Origin of the sequence: Dechloromonas sp. A34 (assembly GCF_026261605.1) — a bacterium.
Taxonomy (GTDB): Bacteria; Pseudomonadota; Gammaproteobacteria; order Burkholderiales; family Rhodocyclaceae; genus Azonexus.
Map to the genome: position 1 here is coordinate 2,333,153 of NZ_CP102486.1, position 21,544 is coordinate 2,354,696.

Genomic DNA, 21,544 nt, shown 5'->3' on the forward strand with positions numbered 1-21,544 from the left:
CGTGCCGGAATTGTTGACCTTCGCATTGTCTGGCAAATTTCCCGCCGATTCCGTGGCGCATTTCACTCTTGCGTATACTTGCACCATGGATCTCTACGAATTACTGGCTCTGCTCCTCCTGGCGGGCGGCTTCTGGCTCTGGCTCGACACCCTGAAGGCGCGGGAAGCTGGCGTGCGTGCCGCCCAGCGCGCCTGCACCGAAGAAGGCCTGCAGTTTCTCGACGAAACCGTGGTCGGTGCCTCGTGGCGGCTCGCCCGAGACACTGCGGGAGTGTTGAAATTGCGCCGGGTCTATGAATTTGAATACAGCGATACTGGCAACAACCGCTGTTCGGGCAGCGTCACGCTGCTCGGCGGCGAGGTCGAGTATCTGCATGTGCGTCCCCAACTCTATGTTGTGCCCAAGGCACCGGAAAACCATGAAACCCTCCATTGAAACCATCCAATTCCACGGCATCGACGCCCTGCGCCTGAATGGCCCGCGCGGCGCGAGCGCCGTGATCAGCACGCTGGGCGGCCAGGTCCTGTCCTGGCAGACGCCGGATGGTCGCGAACATCTCTACCTTTCCGAGCAGGCAGTGTTCGACGGCAGCGTGCCGATCCGCGGCGGCATTCCGGTCTGCTTTCCGCAGTTTTCAAGCCTGGGCGACCTGCCCAAGCACGGTTTTCTGCGCACCCGGCCGTGGTCGGTCAATGCCGAGCGCTGCAGCGACGACTTCGCGCTGGTCACCCTGGAAATTGCCGACGACGAGGCAACGCGCGCCCTGTGGCCGCACACTTTCAGCGCCGAGATCACGCTGATGCTGGAAGCCGACCGCATCGACGTCGAGTTCTGCGTCGTCAACACCGGGGGCGAAGCCTTCGACTTCACCGGCGCCCTGCATACCTACCTGCGCCTCGTCCAGGTCGAGGACGCGGCGCTCGAGGGGCTGCATGGTTACGAATACCGCGATGCCGCTGATGGCGACCGGATCATCCGTGACTCGGGCACCGAACTGATCGTCGAGGGCATGCTCGATCGCGTCTACCACGACGTCAAGCGCCCGCAGATGCTGCAAGCCGGCAATCTGAGCCTGGCCATCCAGAGCCAGGGCTTTCCCGATGTCGTGGTCTGGAACCCCTGGGTCGAGGGCTGTGCCGGCATGAAGGACATGCCGGCCGACGGCTGGCGGCAGATGCTTTGCGTCGAAGCCGCCATCGTCCGTCAGCCAGTGATGCTACCGGCCGGCGAGGAGTGGTACGGGCGGCAAACGCTGGTCGCCGTTTGATCTAGGTTAGAGCGGCTCTCGGCCGTCCCGGCTAGACTGGGGCGCCTTGCATTACCTCGCCCGGAGACCCCCCATGACCATCGTTCCACTGACGCTGCCCGACCTGCGCCGGGCACTCGGCGAAGGCTGGGCGAAGTTCGTTGCGACCTGGAACGTCAGCCTCGCCTATGGCGCGCTATTTGCGCTGGGCGGCCTGCTGATCATCGGGGGGCTGCTGGTCAACGGGCTGGCGCCGTTCGTGATCGCCGCCGCCGGCGCCTTCATGTTGCTCGGGCCGGCCACCCTCGGCGGCTTCTTCGGCATCGCCGCCGCCCATGAGGCCGGGCGCCAGCCCGGTCTGGCGGCCATCGCGGCCGGTTATCGCGAGGCGGCGCCGGCGCTCTGGGTGCTGGCCCTGGTCTGTGCGCTGCTCTTCATGATCTTCCTGACCGACGCGGCGATCCTCTACAGTTATCAGGTCGGCGGCATGCCGCTGGTGCTCGGCGACCTGCTGCCGGCCTCGCTCGGCGTCGTCCGTTTCCTGCAATGGGGAATGGCTTCCGGCCTGTTCGTCGCCTTCCTGCTCTATAGCGTCTCGGCCTTCGCCGTGCCGCTCCTCTACGAGCGGCGGACCGGCCTGGTCGGGGCGGTGGTGACCAGCGTCCGGGTCGTCTTCGGCAGTTTCGGGCCGGCCATGCTCTGGGCGTTTGTCCTGGCGACGGTGATCATCGGCAGCATCCTGCTGCTACCCCTGTTGCCGGTGACCTTGCCCTGGCTGGCCTACGCCAGCCGGGCCCTCTATCGCCGGGCGCTGCCGCTCGATTGAGCGCCGGTTGTTGCATTGCGGCAAAGGTATAATCGCGACCTTTCCCGCATTCCGAAACCTGCCGTGACCGCTCTTGATAACGAAATCGCCCGTCGGCGCACCTTTGCCATCATCTCCCACCCCGACGCCGGTAAAACGACGCTGACCGAAAAACTGCTGTGGTTCGGCGGCGCCATCCAGGTCGCTGGCGAAGTGCGCGCCCGCAAGGCCTCGCGCCATGCAACCTCGGACTGGATGGAACTGGAAAAGCAGCGCGGCATCTCGGTGACCTCGTCGGTGATGCAGTTCCCCTACCGCGAATGCATGGTCAACCTGCTCGACACGCCGGGCCACGAGGACTTCTCGGAAGACACCTACCGTACGCTGACCGCCGTCGACTCGGCGGTCATGGTCATCGACTCGGTCAACGGTGTCGAAGCGCAGACTATCAAGCTCTTGAACGTCTGCCGCATGCGCGACACGCCGATCCTGACCTTCATCAACAAGCTCGACCGCGAGGGCAAGGAGCCGATCGACCTGCTCGACGAAATCGAGTCGGTGCTCGGCATCCAGTGCGCCCCGATGACCTGGCCGATCGGCATGGGCAAGCGTTTCCGCGGCGTCTATCACCTCTACGACGACGCCATCGCCTTCTTCGATCCGCAGGCCGAGAAGGGCACGGCCGAGATCATCCAGGGCCTCGACAATCCGCGCCTCGACGAACTGATCGGGACGCAGGCCGACGAACTCCGCATGGATATCGAACTGGTCCGCGGCGCTTCGCACGCCTTCGACGCCGAGGCCTATCTGAACGGCAAGCAGTCGCCGGTCTTCTTCGGTTCGGCGGTCAACAACTTCGGGGTGCAGAGCCTGCTCGATGCCGTGGTCGACCTCTCGCCGGCGCCGATTGCCCGGCCGGCGGTGTCCCGCCAGGTCGAGCCGAACGAGGCGAAATTCTCCGGCTTCGTGTTCAAGATCCAGGCCAACATGGACCCCAAGCACCGTGACCGCATCGCGTTTTTACGTGTTTGCTCGGGTCGTTTCGAGCGCGGCATGAAGGTCAAGCAGGGCGCTGGCGGCAAGTTCCTGGCGGTCAATAACGCCATCACCTTCATGGCCCGCGACCGCAGCACTACCGACGAGGCCTATCCGGGCGACATCATCGGCATCCCCAATCACGGCACCATCCGTCTCGGCGAAACCTTTACCGAGGGCGAAGACCTGCGCTTCACGGGCATTCCGTCTTTCGCCCCGGAACACTTCCGCCTCGCCCGGATCGCTAACCCGCTGAAGATCAAGCAGTTGCAGAAGGGGCTGCAGCAGCTGGCCGAGGAGGGGGCGACCCAGTTGTTCCGGCCGATGTCGGGCAACGACCTGATTCTCGGCGCGGTCGGTACGCTGCAGTTCGACGTCGTGGCCAGTCGCCTGGAAAACGAATACGGAGTGCAGGTCATCTTCGAGAGCTACAACTGCTCGACGGCGCGCTGGATTCATGGCGACGCCACCGAACTGCGCCAGCTCTCCGACCGCTACAGCGCCAACGTCGCGCTCGACGGGGCGGACGATCCGGTCTATCTGGCGCCGAACAATGTCTACCTGAACATGGTCAAAGAGAAATATCCCAATCTGCGCTTTCTCGAGGCGCGCGAGGTAATCTGATCATGACGGTCCGGGTGCAGGAAGCCGATTTCGATCTTGGCGCCGAACTGGCCGCACTCCGCGCCGGCGACGCCCGGGTCGGCGCGCTGGCCAGCTTTGTCGGCCTGGTGCGTGATATCAACGATGGCACCGGCGTTTCGGAAATGACCCTTGAGCATTACCCGGGCATGACCGAGAAGGCGCTCGAGGAAATCGTCGGTGCGGCCAAGGCGCGCTGGGACATCTACGACGCCCTGGTCATCCATCGCGTCGGGCCACTCAAGCCCTGCGACCAGATCGTGCTGGTCGCCGTGACCAGCGCCCACCGTGGCGAGTCGTTCGCCGCCTGCGAATTCATCATGGACTACCTGAAGACCCGCGCCCCGTTCTGGAAGCGGGAGGTCACACCCGCGGGCGCGCACTGGGTCGATGCGCGCGACAGCGACGATTCGGCTGCCGCCCGCTGGGAGCAATAAAAAAAGGAGGCAATTGCCTCCTTTTCTCTGGGTGCACCCGCCGTCTCAGGTCTTGAATTGCGCCACCGCCTGGTGCAGCGAGGCGGACAGGGTGTGCAGCTGACGTGCCGCATCGGCCGTCCGCTGAACGGCGACGGCGCTTTCTTCCGACATCTGGGCAATGCCTTCCAGCTGGTCGGCAATCTTGTTGCCGGCGGCGCTCTGCTCGCGGATCGAGGCGGAAATGTCGTTGACCACTTCGCTGACCCGGGCTGAGCCGTCGCGAATGCGGTTGATCGAGTCGCCGGCCCGATTGGCCAACTCGACGCCGTTGCTGACTTGGGTGACCCCGGCCTGCATGCTGTTGACGGCGCTGCGCGTGCCGTTCTGGATCTTGTCCACCATGCCGGCGATTTCGGTGGTCGACTGGCTGGTCCGCTCGGCCAGCTTGCGCACTTCGTCGGCGACCACGGCAAAACCGCGCCCCTGTTCGCCGGCGCGGGCGGCCTCGATGGCGGCATTGAGGGCGAGCAGGTTGGTCTGGTCGGCGATTTCCTTGATCGTCTTGACGATGGAGGTGATCTGCACCGACTGCTGGCCGAGTTCTTCGACGATCAGCGACGACGACTGCACGGCCTCGGAAATCTTGCGCATTTCGGTGGCGGCGCTGTGGATGACGGCGGCGCCTTCTTCGGAAATGCTGCCGGCTTCCTGCGAAATGCCGTGGGCTTCGCCGGCATTTTCCTTGACCCTGTCGATGCTGCTGGTCATCTGATGGACCGAAGTGGCCATCGCGGCGGCCGCGCTGCTTTGCTGGTGGGCCCGCTCGGCAACCTGCTCCGAGGCGTGCAGCAACTGGTCGGCCGAACTGGCCACCTGTTCGGCATTGCCGGTGATGCTGGAAATCATGTTGCGCAGCGTTGTCTGCATGGCGGCGATATTGGCCAGCAGACTGTCCTTGTCGCCCGCGGCGCAATCGACCCGTGTCGTGAGGTCGCCGGCCGTGATGCGGCGGGTCACGGTGGTGGCGAAAGAGGGGTCGCCACCCAGGGTGCGGTTGATATTGCGCGAGATCAGTAGCAGCGTAATGGCGATGAAGCCACCGATGAGCAGTCCCGCCAGCGACAGCTTGATGGCGTCGGTCCGGAAGGTGGCATCGACGTCGTCGATGTAGACGCCGGTGCCGATGACCCAGCTCCAGGGTTCGAAACCCTTGACGTAGGAAATTTTGGGCACGCCGTTCTCGGAACCGGGCTTGGGCCAGAGATAGTCGACAAAGCCGGCCCCCTGAGCCCTGACTACCTTGTTGAATTCGAGGAAAAGCAGCTTGCCGTTCTTGTCCTTCAATTGGTCTAGCTTCTTGCCGTCCAGTTCGGGCTTGATCGGGTGCATGATCATGTTGTCCTGGAGGTCGTGAATCCAGAAATACTCGACCTTGTCGTAGCGCATGGTCTTGACCGCCGCCATCGCCGCCTTTTTCGCATCATCGACCGCCAGGCGCCCGTCGCGCGCCTCCTTCTCGAAATAGGACAGTGTCGCATAGGCCGTTTCCACCAGATTACGCAGCTTGTATTCGCGCTCCTCGAGCATGCGGGCTTTGCCGCCGATCAGAAGGACGACAAACAGGACCACCAGTGCGGCCGTGGTGGCAACGGTAGTGGCGACCAGCTTGCCGCGTAAGCTCATTCCGGTTTTCGACATGATGCGATTTCTTCCCCTCTTGATTCTCTGGCGCTACGAGATGCCAATTCCGGCGCACACTATTAAAAGACGCCCGCGATTATCCCTTAAGTAGTAGAGGGTTTAGGATTTTTCAGGGATGAGCATTGAAATTGTCGGCTTGATCCGCATCTGTCTGGTATCGGAATATTCGCTATGGGAGAACGTAATGCGACTCGACAAATTCACCACCAAGTTCCAGCAATCGCTGGCCGATGCCCAGAGCTTGGCGATCGGCGGCGACCAGCAGTTCATCGAGCCGCAACACCTGCTGCTCGCCCTGATCAATCAGGATGACGGCGGCACGACCTCGCTGCTGGCCCGCGCCGGCGTCAATGTGCCGGGCTTGCGCAACGATCTGGAAGCGGCGCTGAAGCGCCTGCCGCAGGTGTCGGGCCACGGTGGCGACGTCTCGATCGGGCGCGACCTGACCAATCTGCTGAACCTGACCGACAAGGAAGCGCAAAAACGCGGCGACCAGTTCATCGCCAGCGAGATGTTCCTGCTCGCCCTGAGCGAGGACAAGAACGAAACCGGTCGCCTCGCCAAACAACACGGCCTGACCCGCAAGGCGCTGGAAGCCGCAATTATGGCCGTGCGCGGTGGCCAGGGCGTCGATTCGCAGGAAGCCGAAGGCCAGCGCGAAGCCTTGAAGAAATACTGCATCGACCTCACCGAGCGCGCCGCCCAGGGCAAGCTCGACCCGGTGATCGGCCGCGATGACGAGATTCGTCGCGCCATCCAGATACTGCAGCGCCGTACCAAGAACAACCCGGTGCTGATCGGCGAGCCGGGCGTCGGCAAGACGGCCATCGTCGAAGGCCTGGCCCAGCGCATCATCAATGGCGAAGTGCCGGAAACCCTGAAGGGCAAGAAAGTGCTGGTCCTCGATATGGCCGGTCTGCTGGCCGGTGCCAAGTATCGCGGCGAATTCGAGGAGCGCCTGAAGGCGGTGCTCAAGGAAGTGTCGCAGGACGAAGGGCGGATCATCCTGTTCATCGATGAACTGCACACCATGGTCGGCGCCGGCAAGGCCGAAGGCGCCATCGACGCCGGCAACATGCTGAAGCCGGCTCTGGCCCGCGGCGAACTGCACTGCATCGGCGCCACCACGCTCAACGAATACCGCAAGTACATCGAGAAGGATGCCGCGCTCGAGCGTCGCTTTCAGAAAGTGCTGGTCGACGAGCCTTCCGTCGAATCGACCATCGCCATCCTGCGCGGCCTGCAGGAGAAATACGAACTGCATCATGGGGTCGATATCACCGACCCGGCCATTGTTGCCGCCGCCGAATTGAGCCATCGCTACATCACCGACCGTTTCCTGCCCGACAAGGCGATCGACCTGATCGACGAGGCGGCGGCGCGTATCAAGATGGAAATCGATTCCAAGCCCGAGGTCATGGACAAGCTCGACCGCCGCATCATCCAGCTCAAGATCGAGCGCGAGGCGGTCAAGCGCGAGAAGGACGAAGCCTCTAAGAAGCGTTTCGGCCTGATCGAAGAGGAAATCGCCAAGCTGGCCAAGGAATATTCCGATCTCGAAGAAATCTGGAAGGCCGAAAAAGCCCAGGTTCAGGGTTCGGCGCACATCAAGGAAGAAATCGACAAGCTCAAGGCCGAAGTCACGAAGTTGCAGCGCGAAGGCAAGCTCGACAAGGTGGCTGAGCTGCAATACGGCAAGCTGCCGCAACTCGAAGCCCAGTTGAAGACGGCCGAGAAGGCTGGCGAAGGCGAGGGCAAGAAGAACATTCTGCTGCGCACGCAGGTGGGCGCCGAGGAAATTGCTGAGGTGGTCAGCCGGGCGACTGGCATTCCGGTCAGCAAGATGATGCAGGGCGAACGCGAGAAGCTGCTGCACATGGAAGAGCGGCTGCACAAGCGCGTCGTTGGGCAGGATGAAGCGGTGCGCCTGGTTGGCGATGCCATCCGTCGTTCGCGCGCCGGGTTGTCCGATCCGAACCGTCCCTACGGTTCCTTCCTCTTCCTTGGCCCGACCGGGGTCGGCAAGACCGAACTGTGCAAGGCGCTGGCCGAGTTCATGTTCGATGCCGAGGATCACCTGATCCGCATCGATATGAGCGAGTTCATGGAGAAGCACTCGGTCGCCCGCCTGATTGGCGCGCCGCCGGGCTACGTCGGCTACGAGGAAGGCGGTTACCTGACCGAAGCCGTACGCCGCAAGCCATACAGCGTGATCCTCCTCGACGAGGTCGAGAAGGCCCACCCCGATGTCTTCAACGTCTTGCTGCAAGTGCTCGACGACGGCCGGATGACCGATGGCCAGGGGCGCACCGTGGACTTCAAGAACACGGTGATCGTGATGACCTCCAACCTCGGCAGCCAGATGATCCAGCAGATGGCGGGCGACGATTACGGGGTGATCAAGATGGCGGTGATGGCCGAGGTCAAGACCTACTTCCGGCCGGAATTCGTCAATCGTATCGACGAGGTCGTGGTCTTCCATGCCCTGGACGAAAAACACATTGCCGGCATCGCCCGGATTCAGCTTGGCTATCTCGAAAAGCGGCTGGCTCAGCTCGAGATGGGCATCGTGGTCGAGGACAGCGCGCTGGCCGAACTGGCGCAGGCCGGGTTCGATCCGGTATTTGGCGCCCGGCCGCTGAAGCGGGCGATCCAGCAGCAGATCGAGAATCCGCTGGCCAAGTCCATCCTGGAAGGGAAGTTCGCGGCCAAGGACACGATCCGCGTCGCCTGCGAGAACGGCATCATGCGTTTCAGCCAGGCTTGATTGTCCGGCCTTGAAACACAAATGGCGGAACCAGTGGGTTCCGCCATTTTCTTTGGTTGGTCGTGCTTAGTACCATGAATTCAAAAGGCTGGTACCAGTACCGCGAATGCAAAGGCCGGTATTAGCAGTTGCCCTTCTTGGCCTGGCCCGGCGGGCAGTGGCCGCCGCCCTTGTTGCCACGGCCGGTATAGTACTTTTCGCCGCGCGGGCCGTTGTGTTGCTTCCAGTAGGCCGGCTCACGCCAGTCGTAGCCGTCCCAGTAGTAGCCACGGTCGTTGCGGCTGCCGAAGGTGACCGAGACGCCGGGCGCATCGATACGTACATTACCGAGATTAACATTGACTTCGACGGCGTAGGCCAGCAACGGTGAGGCGGCAATCGCTGCTGCCAGAAGAAGCTTTTTCATGGGCAATTTCCTCGTAGAAAAACGGTCAATCAAATACACCCTGCACTTGATAACGGATTATCGTTTGAATGGATAACAACCGGAATGAAAAAAATGTCGAATTCGCTGAAACGTTGGCAAGCCAGCCGTAACGCCGAGTTGGGTTCACCCACCAGCTGGCTTGGGCTGATCGGCCTCTTCTGGCTGGCACCGGGACTGAACTCGGTTGGTAATGCAGCGGGAGCGACGGTTGTTCTGGGCAAGGGGCCCGCCCTGCTCGGCAATTTGCTGTGGGAGGAGGGACGCATCCTCTGGCAGCCCGCCGCTGGCCCGGAGTTGGTCCTGGAAACCGATCTGCACGGCGCACCGACGATAGTCGACTTCGAAAACCTGTCGTTTTTCGTGGTCGATCGCGAGGGGCAACTGGCGGTTCGCATCCGGGATCGCGACTGGGCGGCGACAACCACCTTTGGCGGACTGGAATATTTTCCCCACGATCCGGCATGGCGCATCGAGGCCGAATGGCAAAGCATCGATCCGCCATTGCAAATGGAAGTGCCCAATGTCAGCGGCGATCTGAAGGCCGTCGAAGTCTCCCGGTGCGCGGTATTCGCGGTGGGCGGTCAGGCGGTGACGCTCTTGCCGATGGCGGTCGGGCCCGACGAAGCATTTTTCGTTTTCCGCGACCGGACCAGCGGCAAGGAGACCTATGGGGCCGGGCGTTTCCTGAAGGTTCCGCTGCATGGCGACGAGCGGATCACCCTCGATTTCAACTTTGCCTACAACCCGCCGTGTGCCTTTACGCCGTTCGCCACCTGCCCGCTGCCGCCGCCGGAGAACTGGCTGCCGTTTGCCGTGCCGGTCGGTGAGAAGAAATGGGTCAAGCCGGATTGACCGCAATTTTCTTGAGCGGACCAAAAAGCGCGGGCCGGCCGCGCTTTTGGCTTATTGGGCGACCGCTGCCAGTGCCGTCGCCAGGTTGTCGACCGTGCGTTCCGGGTGGTGGAGCTTGTCCAGTCCGAACAGGCCGATGCGGAAAGTGCGGAAATCGGCCGGTTCGTCGCACTGCAGCGGTACGCCGGCCGCGGTCTGCAGGCCGAGCGCCAGGAATTTCTTGCTCGACTGGATTTCCGGATCGGTGGTGTAGCTGACGACCACACCCGGGGCCTGGAAACCTTCCGCCGCAACGCTGGGGTAGCCCTTGCCGACGAGCAGTTCGCGGACGCGCCGGCCGAGTTCCCATTGTTCCTCGCAGACTCTGGCGAAGCCGTAGGCTTCGGTTTCGAGCATGACCTCGCGCAGGGCGGCCAGTGCGCCGGTCGGCATCGTCGCGTGATAGGCATGGCCGCCGCTCTCGAAGGCTTCCATGATCTGCAGCCACTTCTTCAGATCGCATGCGAAGCTGGTGCTGGTGGTGGCGTCGATCCGGGCTCGAGCCCGCTCACCGAGGGCGACCAGGGCGCAACAGGGCGTGCCGCTCCAGCCCTTCTGCGGGGCGCTGATCAGGACATCGACGTGGTTGGCCGCCATGTCGACCCAGACGGTGCCGGAGGCGATGCAATCGAGCACGAAGAGGCCGCCTTCCATGCGCACTGCGGCGCCGAGTGCCCGCAGATAGTCGTCGGGCAGGATCATCCCGGCCGCGGTTTCGACGTGCGGCGCAAAGACGATATCCGGTTTGTGTTCGCGAATGGCGGCGACGACTTCCTCGATCGGTGCCGGGGAGAAGGGTGCCTGGGCGCCGCTGCCGACCTGGCGGGCCTTGAGGACGATGGTCTCGGCCGGAATCCGTCCCATGTCGAAGATCTGCGTCCAGCGGAAGCTGAACCAGCCGTTACGGATCACCAGCACCTTCTTGCCGGTCGCGAACTGGCGGGCCACCGCTTCCATGCCGAAGGTGCCGCTGCCCGGTATCACCGCTGTCGAGCTGGCGTTGTAGGCCTTTTTCAGAATGCGCGAGATGTCGGTCATCACGCCCTGGAAACGTTGCGACATGTGGTTCAGGGCGCGGTCGGTATAGACCACCGAGTATTCCAGCAAGCCATGGGGGTCGGGATGGGGTAGCAGGGCGGGCACGGTTCTCTCTCCAAATGTTGTCGGGGGCGTTGCGGGCGCAAGGGAGCAGCATAAACCGAAGGCAGGATGGCGTGCCAGTTATGTCGCATGGCGGTGGCGCTTGCAGCCGGCGTCCTTGGCGATCATATTTGCAGTATCGGGGACGCATGGCATCCCCTTGGCAAGACTGGTGCGGAGAGAAGCGTGGAAACGAATCTGCGGGGCATCATTCGGCAAGCCCATCGGCGCGACGAGGCGGCCTGCATCGCGGTGCTGGCCGCCGAACTGGCGGCGGTGCAAGGCGATCAGTCGGCGGTCGCGGCGCGGGCGCGCACGCTGGTCGAAGCGGTGCGCGCGCAGCGCAGCCACGCCAGCGGCGTCGATCACCTGATGCACGAGTTTTCGCTGTCCAGCCAGGAGGGCGTCGCGCTGATGTGCCTGGCCGAAGCGCTGCTGCGCATCCCGGACAGCGCCACGGTCGACCGCCTGATCCGCGACAAGATCAGCCACGGTGACTGGAAATCCCACCTCGGCGGCAGCCCCTCGCTGTTCGTCAATGCCGCCACCTGGGGCCTGTTGCTGACCGGCAAGCTGGTCGCCACGCACAGCGAAGGCGCGCTCGGCAGTGCCCTGACCAAGATCCTGGCGCGAGGCGGTGAGCCGCTGATCCGCAAGGGTGTCGATTTCGCCATGCGCCTGCTCGGCCAGCAGTTCGTGATGGGCGAGACGATCGAAGCGGCGCTGGCCCGTAGCCGGAACAACGAGGTGCGTGGCTATACCCACTCCTTCGACATGTTGGGCGAAGCGGCGCTAACTGCCGGCGATGCCGAGCGCTATGGCGATGCCTACGAACAGGCCATCCATGCCATCGGTCGGGCGGCCGACGGGCGGGGCGTCAAGGCCGGGCCTGGTATCTCGGTCAAGCTCTCGGCGCTGCATCCGCGTTATGTCCGCAGCCAGCGCGAACGCGTGCTCGCCGAACTGCTGCCGCGCCTGAAAGGTTTGGCGCTGCTCGCCAGGCACTACGACATCGGCCTCAATATCGATGCCGAGGAAGCCGACCGCCTGGAATTGTCGCTCGACCTGCTCGCCGCGCTGGCCGGCGACCCCGATCTTGCCGGCTGGGATGGCCTGGGCTTTGTGGTTCAGGCCTACCAGAAGCGCTGTCCCTGCGTCGTCGACTGGCTGATCGAGCTCGCCCGGCGCAGCGGCCGCCGGCTGATGGTTCGCCTGGTCAAGGGGGCCTACTGGGACAGCGAGATCAAGCGCGCCCAGGTCGATGGCCTGGCCGACTATCCGGTCTATACGCGCAAGCCGCATTCCGATTTGTCCTATCTGGTTAGCGCTCACCGCCTGCTCGCCGCGCCGGATGCGATCTACCCGCAGTTTGCCACCCACAATGCCCAGACGCTGGCTAGCGTCTTCGCGATGGCCCGCGCGGCAGGTGTCGAGGATTACGAATTCCAGTGCCTGCACGGCATGGGCGAGCCGCTTTACGACAACGTGGTCGGCGCCGGAGAACTGGGCAAGCCCTGTCGCATTTACGCGCCGGTCGGCACTCACGAAACGCTGCTCCCTTACCTAGTGCGCCGCCTGCTCGAGAACGGGGCGAACAGCTCCTTCGTCAATCGCCTGGTCGATGCCGCCGTCTCGGTCGAGGAACTGCTCGAGAGTCCGCTGGACCGGGTGCACCGCGAAGGGGGGGCGCGGCATCCGAAAATCTGTCTGCCGCCCGATCTCTACGGCGCCGGGCGGCGGAATTCGGCCGGGGTCGATCTGGCTGATGAAAACACCATCGCCGGGCTCGAGAAGGAATTGGCGGCGCTGGCCCTGAAACGCTGGCAGGGCATGCCGCTCGTCGTCGGGGCCGAGGGCAACCCGGCGACAGCGTTGGCGGTGCGTAACCCAGCTGATCGTGGCGATGTCGTCGGCAGCGTGGTCGAGGCCGATGGCGAAATGGTCGCGCTGGCGCTCTCCAATGCTGCGGACTGCGCGGTGCGCTGGTACCGCACGCCGCCGGCCAAACGCGCTGCCGCCCTGCAGCGGGCGGCCGACCTGCTCGAGGCGCACCGCCCGCAACTGCTTAGCCTGTGCGTGCGCGAAGCCGGCAAGACCTGGGGCAATGCCGTCGCCGAACTGCGCGAGGCGGTCGATTTCTGCCGCTATTACGCCGAGCAACTGACCGCCGGCCATTTTCAGCCGGCCGCCGAGGCGCCGGGGCCGGTGGTCTGCATCAGCCCGTGGAATTTCCCGCTCGCCATCTTCGTCGGCGAGGTCAGCGCCGCGCTCGCCGCCGGCAGCCCGGTGCTCGCCAAGCCGGCCGAGCAGACGCCGCTGATCGCCAGTTTTGCCGTCGAACTGCTGCATCAGGCCGGCATTCCGCTCGACGTGCTGCAATTCCTGCCCGGTCGCGGCGAAACGGTGGGGGCGGCGCTGACCGCTGACGCCCGAGTGCGCGGCGTGGTGTTCACCGGCTCGACCGAGGTGGCACGGCGGATCAACCAGACCATCGCCGAGCGCCCCGGCGTCCGGCTGATCGCCGAAACCGGCGGCCAGAACGCGAAGATCGTCGATTCCTCTGCCTTGCCCGAACAGGTCGTCCAGGATGTGCTGGTCTCCGGCTTCGACAGCGCCGGCCAGCGCTGCTCGGCCTTGCGCGTGCTCTGTCTGCAGGACGATATTGCCGACCGCGTGCTGGTCATGCTGAAAGACGCCATGCGCGAGCTGGCGGTCGGCAATCCGTCCCGGCTGGCGACCGATATCGGTCCGGTCATCGACGAGGCGGCCAAGGCTGCCTTGCTGGCCCATATCGAGCGGATGCGGGCGAGCGGCCGGCGCGTCTTCCAGTTGCCCCTGCCCGCGGGCTGCGAGCAGGGCTGCTTCGTGGCACCGACGCTGATCGAGATCGACGCCCTGGCCGAGTTGCATGGCGAAGTGTTCGGGCCGGTCGTGCATGTCCTGCGCTTTGCTGGCGACCGCCTGGAAGCGTTAATCGAGGCGATCAATGCAACAGGTTATGGTCTGACCCTGGGTGTCCATAGTCGGATTGACGAGACGGTGGCTCAGGTGACCGAGCGCGCCCGTGTCGGCAATATCTACGTCAATCGCAACATGGTCGGCGCCGTGGTCGGGGTTCAGCCCTTCGGCGGCGAAGGGCTGTCCGGCACAGGTCCGAAGGCCGGCGGTCCGCTTTATCTGCCCTACCTGGCCGGCGCTGCTCAATTGGGGCCGGGCGAACTGGGCGGGCTGCAGGAGGTGGGGGCGCTGGCTGCGGATTCGGCGCTCGGCGGTCTGGCTGCCTGGTGTGATGCCGCCGGTCGCCGCGACCTGGCGGCGCGTTGTGTCGAATACGCGGCATTGACGCTGTGTCAGACCCAGCTTGGTCTGCCGGGGCCGACCGGCGAGCGCAATACGCTGCGTTTCGCGCCGCGCGGCCTGCTGCTGTGCACGGCCGACGACGAAGGCACCTGGCTCGGGCAACTGGCCGCCGTGCTGGCAACCGGCAACACGCCGGCCGCGGTCGATTCGGCTTTCGCCCGACATCTGCTGACCCGCTTGCCGGCAGCGCTTGCCGGCAATGTCTGCTGGCGTTTGCCGGACGACTATGAGGGCATCGCGGGTGTCTTGTTTGCCGGAACGGCGGAGGTGGAAATTTGCCTGCGCCAGCGGCTGGCGATGGAACCGGGGCCGCTGATTGCGCTCTATCGGATGGATGACCGGCAAGCCTATCCGCTCTACCGGATGCTGAGTGAGCGCGTCGTCAGCGTGAACACGACGGCGGCGGGCGGCAATACGAGCTTGATGACGTTGGGCGCCTGACCAGGAGAACTGCAATGAACTCGCCACAACTGCCTTCCTACATTTCCAGGGAAAACGTTGGCCCCTGGCATATCTACCTGCAACAGGTCGAAAAGGTCGCGCCGCTGCTCGACAAGGCGTTGTGGCCCTGGGTGGAAACTCTGCGTCGGCCGAAGCGGGCGCTGATCGTCGACGTGCCGATCCGGCTCGACAACGGCGAGATCGCTCATTACGAAGGCTACCGCATCCATCACAACACCTCGCGTGGGCCGGGCAAGGGTGGGGTGCGCTACCACCAGGACGTGACGCTCTCCGAAGTCATGGCGCTGGCCGGTTGGATGACCATCAAGAACGCCGTGGTCAATGTGCCCTTTGGCGGTGCCAAGGGCGGCATCCGGGTCGATCCGCGCCAGCTCTCGCTGGCCGAACTGGAACGCCTGACCCGGCGCTATACCAGCGAAATCGACATGATGATCGGCCCGGACAAGGACATCCCGGCCCCGGATATGAACACCAACGCCCAGGTCATGGCCTGGATGATGGACACCTACTCGATGAACCAGGGGCGAACGGCAACCGGCGTGGTCACCGGCAAGCCGCTGTCGCTCGGCGGTTCGCTCGGCCGGCCGGATGCGACCGGGCGCGGCGTCTTCGTCACGGCGCGCGAGGCGGCCAAGAAACTCGACCTGACTATCCTCGGTGCCCGGGTTGCGGTCCAGGGCTTCGGCAATGTCGGCGAGGCCAGCGCCCGGATGTTTGCCCAGGCCGGCGCCAAGATAGTCGCCGTGCAGGATGTCAGCGCCACGCTCTACAACCCGAACGGGATCGACCTGGTCGCCTTGAAGCAGTATTTTGCCGAACACCGGACCCTGCTCGGTGCGCCCGATTGCGAACTGATATCGGCCCATGATTTCTGGTGCGTGCCCTGCGAATTCCTGGTGCCGGCGGCCCTCGAGGCGCAGATCAACCAGTACAACGCCGCTTGCATTAACGCCCGGGTCATCGTCGAGGGCGCCAATGGCCCGACTACCCCGGAAGCCGAGGTCATACTCGCCGAGCGCAACGTCCTTGTTGTGCCCGACGTGCTGGCCAATGCAGGGGGTGTGACGGTCAGCTATTTCGAGTGGGTACAGGATTTCTCGAGCTTCTTCTGGAGCGAGGAAGAAATCAATCAGCGCCTGGAGCGGATCATGGCCGAAGCTTTTCAGGCGATCTGGCAATTGGCCGAGGAGCGCAAACTGTCACTGCGCACCGCGGCGTTCGTCATCGGCTGCAGCCGCGTGCTCGAAGCGCGCTCGATCCGCGGGCTCTATCCGTAGATCGCCTGGCGCCGCGGCTAAACGGTGATCACGATCTTCTGGTAAAGATTGCCGAAACAGGTAGTTTTTACCAGTGACGAGACGGGAACGCCACTGGGCAGATAGGCGGCGATTTCCTGCTGCCAGAGATCCAGCGCAAAGGGTTCGAGCATTCGCAGTACGGCCTGCATGATGTAGCGCAGCGGATTGCCGGCTTTCGGCTGGTGGTAATCGACGATGACGATCTTGCCTCCCGGGCGCGTTACGCGCATGGCCTCGCTCAGCGTCGCCCGGCGAACGCCGGCCGGTTGTTCGTGAAGCAGGAAAAAGAGCAGCGTCGAATCGAAGCTCGCATCGGGAAAATGCAGGGCGCTCGAGTCCTGGTGATGCAAGCGGATACGCGGGTCGGCAGGCAGCTTGCGGCGCAGGTTGGCCAGTTGAATCGGCGCGACATCGACGACATCCAGCTTGCCGTGCTCGCCCAGGCGGGCCGCGATGCGTTGGGTGAAATTGCCATATACGCAGGCGATTTGCAGCACGGGGTGATCGATCCTGCTACCCAGAACATCCAGGGCCCAGTTGCGCAGCCGGGAAAAATTGCCCCACAGGATCAGGTTGACCAGCCATTCCCGTTCGAACAGGCGGACCGCGTTCGGGTGCAGATAGGCCCACCAGTAGGTGTCCTGGAGATAGGCAGGAATGGCTGGCGTGCTGGTCGGATGCGGGGGCGGTTTCTGCGGGGGAAGAGGGCAGTGATGCTTTCTGCACTGGGTTTCATCGGCGATTCTCTTGTTGTTCTTGTCTTGTGGATATCCCCCTGGCCGGCGGGATATCCGCGGCCTGCGGGAATTGCTGCGCTACTTGTGCTCCTCTTCACCGGAAACCTCCCAGCCGGTGAGCATCGCCTTCAGATGCGCCGTGATCGTGTGCCCGGTGGTTATAAGGTACACGTGGGCGATGAAGAAGGCGAGCATCATGAAGGCGCCAACGGTGTGCACCAAGGCGATGGTGGCCAGGTCGGGGTTCTGTCCGGCGGCCGCCAGTTCGTTGTAGTAGAGATAGAGCAGCCCGGATATCCAGAGAATCGGGTTGATCAGCACCTTAACTGCGAGATAGGCCTGCGCCTGCATCGGGTTGTGTTTGTGGGCGCGCGTTACCTTGAAGGGGTGCGGTTCTCCCTGGAAAATGCCCCAGGCGTAAAAGCGGACGACCTTGTCGATGTTTTTCATGGTCGGAATGTATTGCCGCCATTCACCGGTGACCGAGTGCCAGAAAATGGCGAAGACCCACAGCGTGATCAAGGCCCATGCCGCGAGGGTGTGCAACTGGTGCGCCTGGGCGAAACCGAGCAGATGGTAGCTGCCGTGAATCTCGAAGCCGGTCACCATCATGCCGATGACCAGCAGGGCCTGGGCCCAGTGCCAGAAGCGCTCGAAGCGGGTAAAGATGTAGATGCGTTCCATGATGTGTTCCCCAATCTCAATTTTTGCGGCGCAGGATGCGGATCAGTCCGTGAAGGGTCACGCCGGCCAGCGTGCCGCCGGCGGCGAGCCAGCCCAGCAGATTCACCAGATGGTTGGCGTCGCGTCCCGGAATGTAGATGCCTTCGATCTTGTCGAGGCGGCCGCCTTGGGCATGGCATTCGTTGCAGCCAACGGCCTTTTCCTTGGGGGCGACCATGTGCGTGATCGGCCAGGTCATGTCGGTCTTGATGAAATCCACCTTGCCGGAGAAGGGCGCGCCGGAGACTTTCATGCCGGTTTCAATGGCCTTTTCCCAGCCGAAATTCTTCCAGTAGGCGGTGTCGTCGTTGCCGGCTGTATGCGGCGTGACCAGCGTCTTGTTGACTGGGTCGTAGGGCTGCGAACCACGGAATATCTTGACTGGCCAGATCAGCGACTTGCCGTCGCCGGCGTTGCCGCCGATCTTGTTGATGTGGGTGACGCCGTCGCTCTTCTCGACCTTGTCGCCGAGCAGGGTATAGGTCACCTCGCCATTGAACCAGGCATATTCCGGCTGGACGTTTTCGCCGAGCGTGAAGTCGCCCTTCTTGGAGTCGTAGATGACGCGTCCCTGGGCATCCTTTCGGATGATCGGTTTACCTTCCGGGCTGAGCTGGCCGGCGGTTGACCAGTCCCAGCTCATCTTGGTGGCCACGCCGCCCCGGGCGATGGCCGGGATGTGGCAAGTCTGACAGGCGATCTTGTCGGTATGATCGTTGAGCTTGGCGGCCTTGCCGTCGCCCTTGTGCGGGGTCTGGCCATGGCAGGCGGGGCAGGTGGCGGGATTGCTCTTGTCCTCCTTGCCGCGCATATGGGCGCCGCCCTTGTCGAGGGCAACCGGCGTGTAGCGACTGCCCGGGACATCGTGGCTGGAAGTCTGGTGGCAGGTGCTGCACGTGAAATCGAGGCCCGTTGCATCCATATGCACATCGACGTCCTTGTCAGGCGAGGCGAGCGACGAGTCCATGTCGCCGTGCTTGACGCCATCGCCGCCGCCGCCGAAGAAGTGGCAGGCGCCGCAGGTGTCGCGGCTGGTCTTGCCGACTTTTTGGGCGACCTTGCTCAGATCGACGGCCTTGACGATCTTGCCGGAACCGGCCGGGACTTCGGTGTCCTGGTAGGGCGGATGGCCGGCCAGGCCTGGCAGCTTGCGATAGGCACCGGTCGTGTCGTGGCAGGCCAGGCAGTCGACGTTCTCTTCCGATTTGAAATCGAAGCTCGCATCCTTCCAGCCATAGCCGACATGGCAACTGGTGCAGAACGCATAGTTGGAGGGAATGGAAATGCAGAAGTTGTTGATGACATTCTTTTTGCCCAGGCGCTGCTGATTTTCCGGATTGAGAAACTCCCAGGTCCAGTGCTTGGTGCGGTGGACCTGGCGGGCCGCTTCGGTGTGGCAGATCAGGCAGGCTTTGGTCAGTTCTGGGCCGGAACTGAAGGGGCCCTGCAATTCCTTGAACTTGCTGTGGTCCGCCGTCGAGTTCAGTTTGACGGCCGGCGGTTCGTTGGCAAAGGCGCTGGCGGTGAGCAGCAAGGCTGCGAGCAGGCCGGTTCCGCCCGGCCAGTGCCGTGCCAGGCGGCTGAATAGTCTGGATTTCATGTTCTTCCCCTGATGAGTGCAGTTGCTCTATTTCTTTTCGGCGATGCTGTAGCTGCCGTCCTTGCCCCACTTGATGTCGGCATCGAGAAAGTAGGTTTTCAGGGCCGGCCGGTAGAGCTTCGCCATGTCGTGGGCCTCGCCGCTGCGGCCGCCGGCGCCGCAGAAAAAGACGATGGGCTTGTCCGCGGGCAGTTCGTCGATGCGCTTTTCCAGCGTGTTGATCGGGTAGTTGACGGCGCCCTTGAACGTTCCGCCGGCGACTTCAGCCGGCTCGCGGACGTCGATCAGGTGGACGCTGGCCGGGGCCTCCTTGTAGATCTTCTCGAACGAGGCGACGCTGATCGTGCCGCTTTCCTTGCCGGCCTGGATGGTCGGCTGGGCGGGCGCGGCAGCACTGTCTGCGGTTGGGCCCGGACCATAGAGCTTTTCCCAGGCCGGGTAGCCTTCAGGAACCACCTTCACCGTACTGTAGCCAAGTTTGACCGCCTTGGCCGCGGAGTCCGAACTCAATCGGCAGCTCAGGCCTTCACAGTAAAAATACAGCGGCGATGCTTTGTCGCCCGGCAGGCGATCGACCAGCTTGTCGAACTGCAGGTCGGGAATGCTGATCGCGCCGGGAATGTGCCCCTTGTCGAACTTGCGTTCCTTGGGGCGGGAGTCGATCAGGGTCAGCGGCGCTTTTTCGTCCAGCAGTTTCTTGATGTAGGGAACGCTGACGGCGCCGATGTTGCCGTGCTTCAACCAGTCCGGATAGCCTTCGGCATAGACCCGAATGTTGGTATAGCCGAGCTTTTCTGCCCGGAAAGCCGAGTTGTGGCTGAGCATGCACTCGGTGCCGTCGCAATAGAATATGAGCAGGGTGTTCTTGTCCGTGGGAAGCTGATCGAGCAGTTTGTCGAACTGGCTGTCGGGAATATTCAGTGCGGTCGGGATGTGGCCCGGGTCGTACTTGCGGGTGGTCGGGCGCGAGTCGACGATCTGCACGCCTTCCGGCTTGGGCAGGATGGCGTGTTGGGCGACAAATGCGGCATCGACCAGCTTGTGATACCAGCCGGCCTTGGCTTGGACGACAGCTTCTTCAGCCGCCAGCGCGGTCGAAGGGACGAGGTTGGGGGCGACAAAAATGGCGGCGAGCAGGGCCGCGATCGCGAGTGGGCGATTCGATTTCATGGCGAACTCCTGAATGTGGGTGGCCAAAAGGCCGAAGACGAAGCGAGGTATCAGCCGGCCCTAACTACAGCTGGCCGGTGCATCGCCATCCTTGGCGCCTTTGATGACAAAGGCTTTGACGTCTTCAAGGAGTTCGTCGTCCGGGACCTCGGCGAACTTCTCGGCTGCCTTGTTCTGGGCTCTGATGCTGGCGCGGTAGGTCTTGCCGACATACTGCTTCATTGAATCCTTGCCCTTGGCGTGCTTGTCGGCTTGCAGGTAGGTGGCCCATTGACTTTTGGTCATCGTGCTCGGGGCAATCGAACCGCCGGCCTGGGCGGCGTGGCAGGCGGTGCAGACACTGCGGTAATAGACCCGACCGCGTTTCCAGTCGGCATCGTAGGCGCTGGCCAGCGTTGAAATACATAGGAGGCCAGCTGTCAGTGCAGCGTTAAAGATATGACGCTTCTTCATGGCAGACTCCGTACAGCTGTTGTAATTTTTGTCGCGGTGCCTTCTGGGCGGTCATCCGCGTTGAAGTGATCATACTGCTTGTGTATTAGTGAATAATTAAATTCATATGATCTGCGTCAACAGTTATTTTAATTTTCTTGCGATTCGGAAGTCCCTCGAAACGGCCTGCCGTTGCTGGGCCAAAGGGTGGGTAATTTTCCTCACAAATTGTCGGTTTTCGCTACATCGTCAATCGTGGTGGTTTGAGCCATTCGCCGCGAACTGCGCGGTGCACCCCGTTCCACTTGAAAATCTGAATTCAGGCACAAAATATGCTGTAGTTAAAGTAAGTCCCGCCCATGCCGTAATCAGGTTTGAGACCGCAGTAACAGGAGGTGTGCCATGAACGTCATCTACAGCAGTGAGCATTTCTGGATATTTGCCTATCCGGCACAACAGGGCTTTGAGCTGCTTGACAAGGAAACGCTGCGCACGCTTTTCCTCCAGGGGCCGTCGGCCAGTCATTTCAGCCAGGCGATGGAGGAAATCCCGGAAGACGAACGCGATGAAGAAACCATCGATGCCTTCCTCGACGACTACTGCACCGGTTCGGCTCAGCCCATCGTCTTTCACTGACGTGCTAGAATCGCGGCATTGTCTTGATTAGCCTGGGGAATGCAGTCAAATG

At 63.0% G+C, this 21,544-nt stretch carries 18 protein-coding genes; 10 read left to right on the top strand and 8 right to left on the bottom strand.

Annotated elements, in window-relative coordinates; genetic code table 11:
• Window position 1: 1 nt before the first annotated feature.
• From NQE15_RS11675 to moaE, 5 genes are all read left to right on the top strand, one after another.
• Window positions 2-436 carry a DUF3301 domain-containing protein gene (locus tag NQE15_RS11675; protein WP_323054975.1) on the top strand — a complete coding sequence of 145 codons (435 nt, stop codon included), beginning with the start codon at window positions 2-4 and terminating at the stop codon, window positions 434-436.
• On the top strand, window positions 420-1,268 hold the full coding sequence (locus NQE15_RS11680; protein WP_265949965.1) for a D-hexose-6-phosphate mutarotase: 849 nt from the start codon (window positions 420-422) through the stop codon (window positions 1,266-1,268). The genes NQE15_RS11675 and NQE15_RS11680 overlap by 17 nt, the downstream gene beginning before the upstream one ends.
• 73 nt (window positions 1,269-1,341) lie before the next feature.
• Entirely contained in the window at window positions 1,342-2,073 is a 732-nt protein-coding gene (locus NQE15_RS11685; RefSeq protein WP_265949967.1) for a DUF2189 domain-containing protein, read from the top strand.
• Window positions 2,074-2,136: 63 nt separating this feature from the next.
• Entirely contained in the window at window positions 2,137-3,711 is a 1,575-nt protein-coding gene (locus NQE15_RS11690; RefSeq protein ID WP_265949969.1) for a peptide chain release factor 3, read from the top strand.
• A 2-nt stretch (window positions 3,712-3,713) separates the two neighbouring features.
• Entirely contained in the window at window positions 3,714-4,166 is a 453-nt protein-coding gene (moaE, locus tag NQE15_RS11695; protein WP_265949972.1) for a molybdopterin synthase catalytic subunit MoaE, read from the top strand.
• A gap of 45 nt (window positions 4,167-4,211) precedes the next feature.
• On the opposite strand, the gene NQE15_RS11700 is transcribed toward moaE, so the two are convergent.
• A complete protein-coding gene (locus NQE15_RS11700; RefSeq protein ID WP_323054976.1) occupies window positions 4,212-5,846 on the bottom strand; it encodes a methyl-accepting chemotaxis protein in 1,635 nt (544 codons plus the stop codon).
• Window positions 5,847-6,033: 187 nt separating this feature from the next.
• Between NQE15_RS11700 and clpB the strand changes: the two genes are divergently transcribed.
• Window positions 6,034-8,616, top strand: coding sequence for an ATP-dependent chaperone ClpB (clpB, locus tag NQE15_RS11705; protein WP_265950257.1), 2,583 nt, complete (start codon window positions 6,034-6,036; stop codon window positions 8,614-8,616).
• A 121-nt stretch (window positions 8,617-8,737) separates the two neighbouring features.
• Here clpB and NQE15_RS11710 read toward each other — a convergent pair whose 3' ends face one another.
• On the bottom strand, window positions 8,738-9,022 hold the full coding sequence (locus tag NQE15_RS11710; protein WP_265949974.1) for a DUF2502 domain-containing protein: 285 nt from the start codon (window positions 9,020-9,022) through the stop codon (window positions 8,738-8,740).
• An 84-nt stretch (window positions 9,023-9,106) separates the two neighbouring features.
• On the opposite strand from NQE15_RS11710, the gene NQE15_RS11715 reads away from it, so the two are divergent.
• A complete protein-coding gene (locus tag NQE15_RS11715) occupies window positions 9,107-9,895 on the top strand; it encodes a DUF1684 domain-containing protein (protein WP_265949976.1) in 789 nt (262 codons plus the stop codon).
• Between the two features lie 51 nt (window positions 9,896-9,946).
• Here NQE15_RS11715 and NQE15_RS11720 read toward each other — a convergent pair whose 3' ends face one another.
• Entirely contained in the window at window positions 9,947-11,077 is a 1,131-nt protein-coding gene (locus tag NQE15_RS11720; protein ID WP_265949978.1) for an alanine--glyoxylate aminotransferase family protein, read from the bottom strand.
• A gap of 183 nt (window positions 11,078-11,260) precedes the next feature.
• Here NQE15_RS11720 and putA point away from each other — a divergent pair, with 183 nt between their 5' ends.
• Both putA and NQE15_RS11730 read left to right on the top strand, forming a co-directional pair.
• On the top strand, window positions 11,261-14,875 hold the full coding sequence (gene putA / locus NQE15_RS11725) for a bifunctional proline dehydrogenase/L-glutamate gamma-semialdehyde dehydrogenase PutA (protein ID WP_265949980.1): 3,615 nt from the start codon (window positions 11,261-11,263) through the stop codon (window positions 14,873-14,875).
• 14 nt (window positions 14,876-14,889) lie between these two features.
• The gene (locus NQE15_RS11730) at window positions 14,890-16,173 is read left to right on the top strand and encodes a Glu/Leu/Phe/Val family dehydrogenase (RefSeq protein WP_265949983.1); all 1,284 of its coding nucleotides are present in this window, start codon (window positions 14,890-14,892) and stop codon (window positions 16,171-16,173) included.
• A gap of 17 nt (window positions 16,174-16,190) precedes the next feature.
• Here NQE15_RS11730 and rquA read toward each other — a convergent pair whose 3' ends face one another.
• Genes rquA through NQE15_RS11755 form a run of 5 tightly spaced genes read right to left on the bottom strand, consistent with a single transcriptional unit; the run spans window position 16,191 to window position 20,877 of the window.
• Window positions 16,191-16,985, bottom strand: a complete 795-nt coding sequence (gene rquA / locus NQE15_RS11735; RefSeq protein ID WP_323054991.1) for a rhodoquinone biosynthesis methyltransferase RquA — start codon at window positions 16,983-16,985, stop codon at window positions 16,191-16,193.
• Window positions 16,986-17,009: 24 nt separating this feature from the next.
• Entirely contained in the window at window positions 17,010-17,615 is a 606-nt protein-coding gene (locus NQE15_RS11740; protein ID WP_265949985.1) for a cytochrome b/b6 domain-containing protein, read from the bottom strand.
• 16 nt (window positions 17,616-17,631) lie between these two features.
• Window positions 17,632-19,254 (bottom strand): tetrathionate reductase family octaheme c-type cytochrome, encoded by a 1,623-nt coding sequence (locus NQE15_RS11745; protein ID WP_265949987.1) that lies wholly within the window; start codon window positions 19,252-19,254, stop codon window positions 17,632-17,634.
• Between the two features lie 27 nt (window positions 19,255-19,281).
• A complete protein-coding gene (locus NQE15_RS11750) occupies window positions 19,282-20,424 on the bottom strand; it encodes a rhodanese-like domain-containing protein (protein WP_265949989.1) in 1,143 nt (380 codons plus the stop codon).
• Window positions 20,425-20,484: 60 nt separating this feature from the next.
• A complete protein-coding gene (locus NQE15_RS11755) occupies window positions 20,485-20,877 on the bottom strand; it encodes a c-type cytochrome (RefSeq protein ID WP_265949991.1) in 393 nt (130 codons plus the stop codon).
• 381 nt (window positions 20,878-21,258) lie between these two features.
• Between NQE15_RS11755 and NQE15_RS11760 the strand changes: the two genes are divergently transcribed.
• The gene (locus tag NQE15_RS11760) at window positions 21,259-21,492 is read left to right on the top strand and encodes a DUF3567 family protein (RefSeq protein ID WP_265949993.1); all 234 of its coding nucleotides are present in this window, start codon (window positions 21,259-21,261) and stop codon (window positions 21,490-21,492) included.
• Window positions 21,493-21,544: the final 52 nt, after the last annotated feature.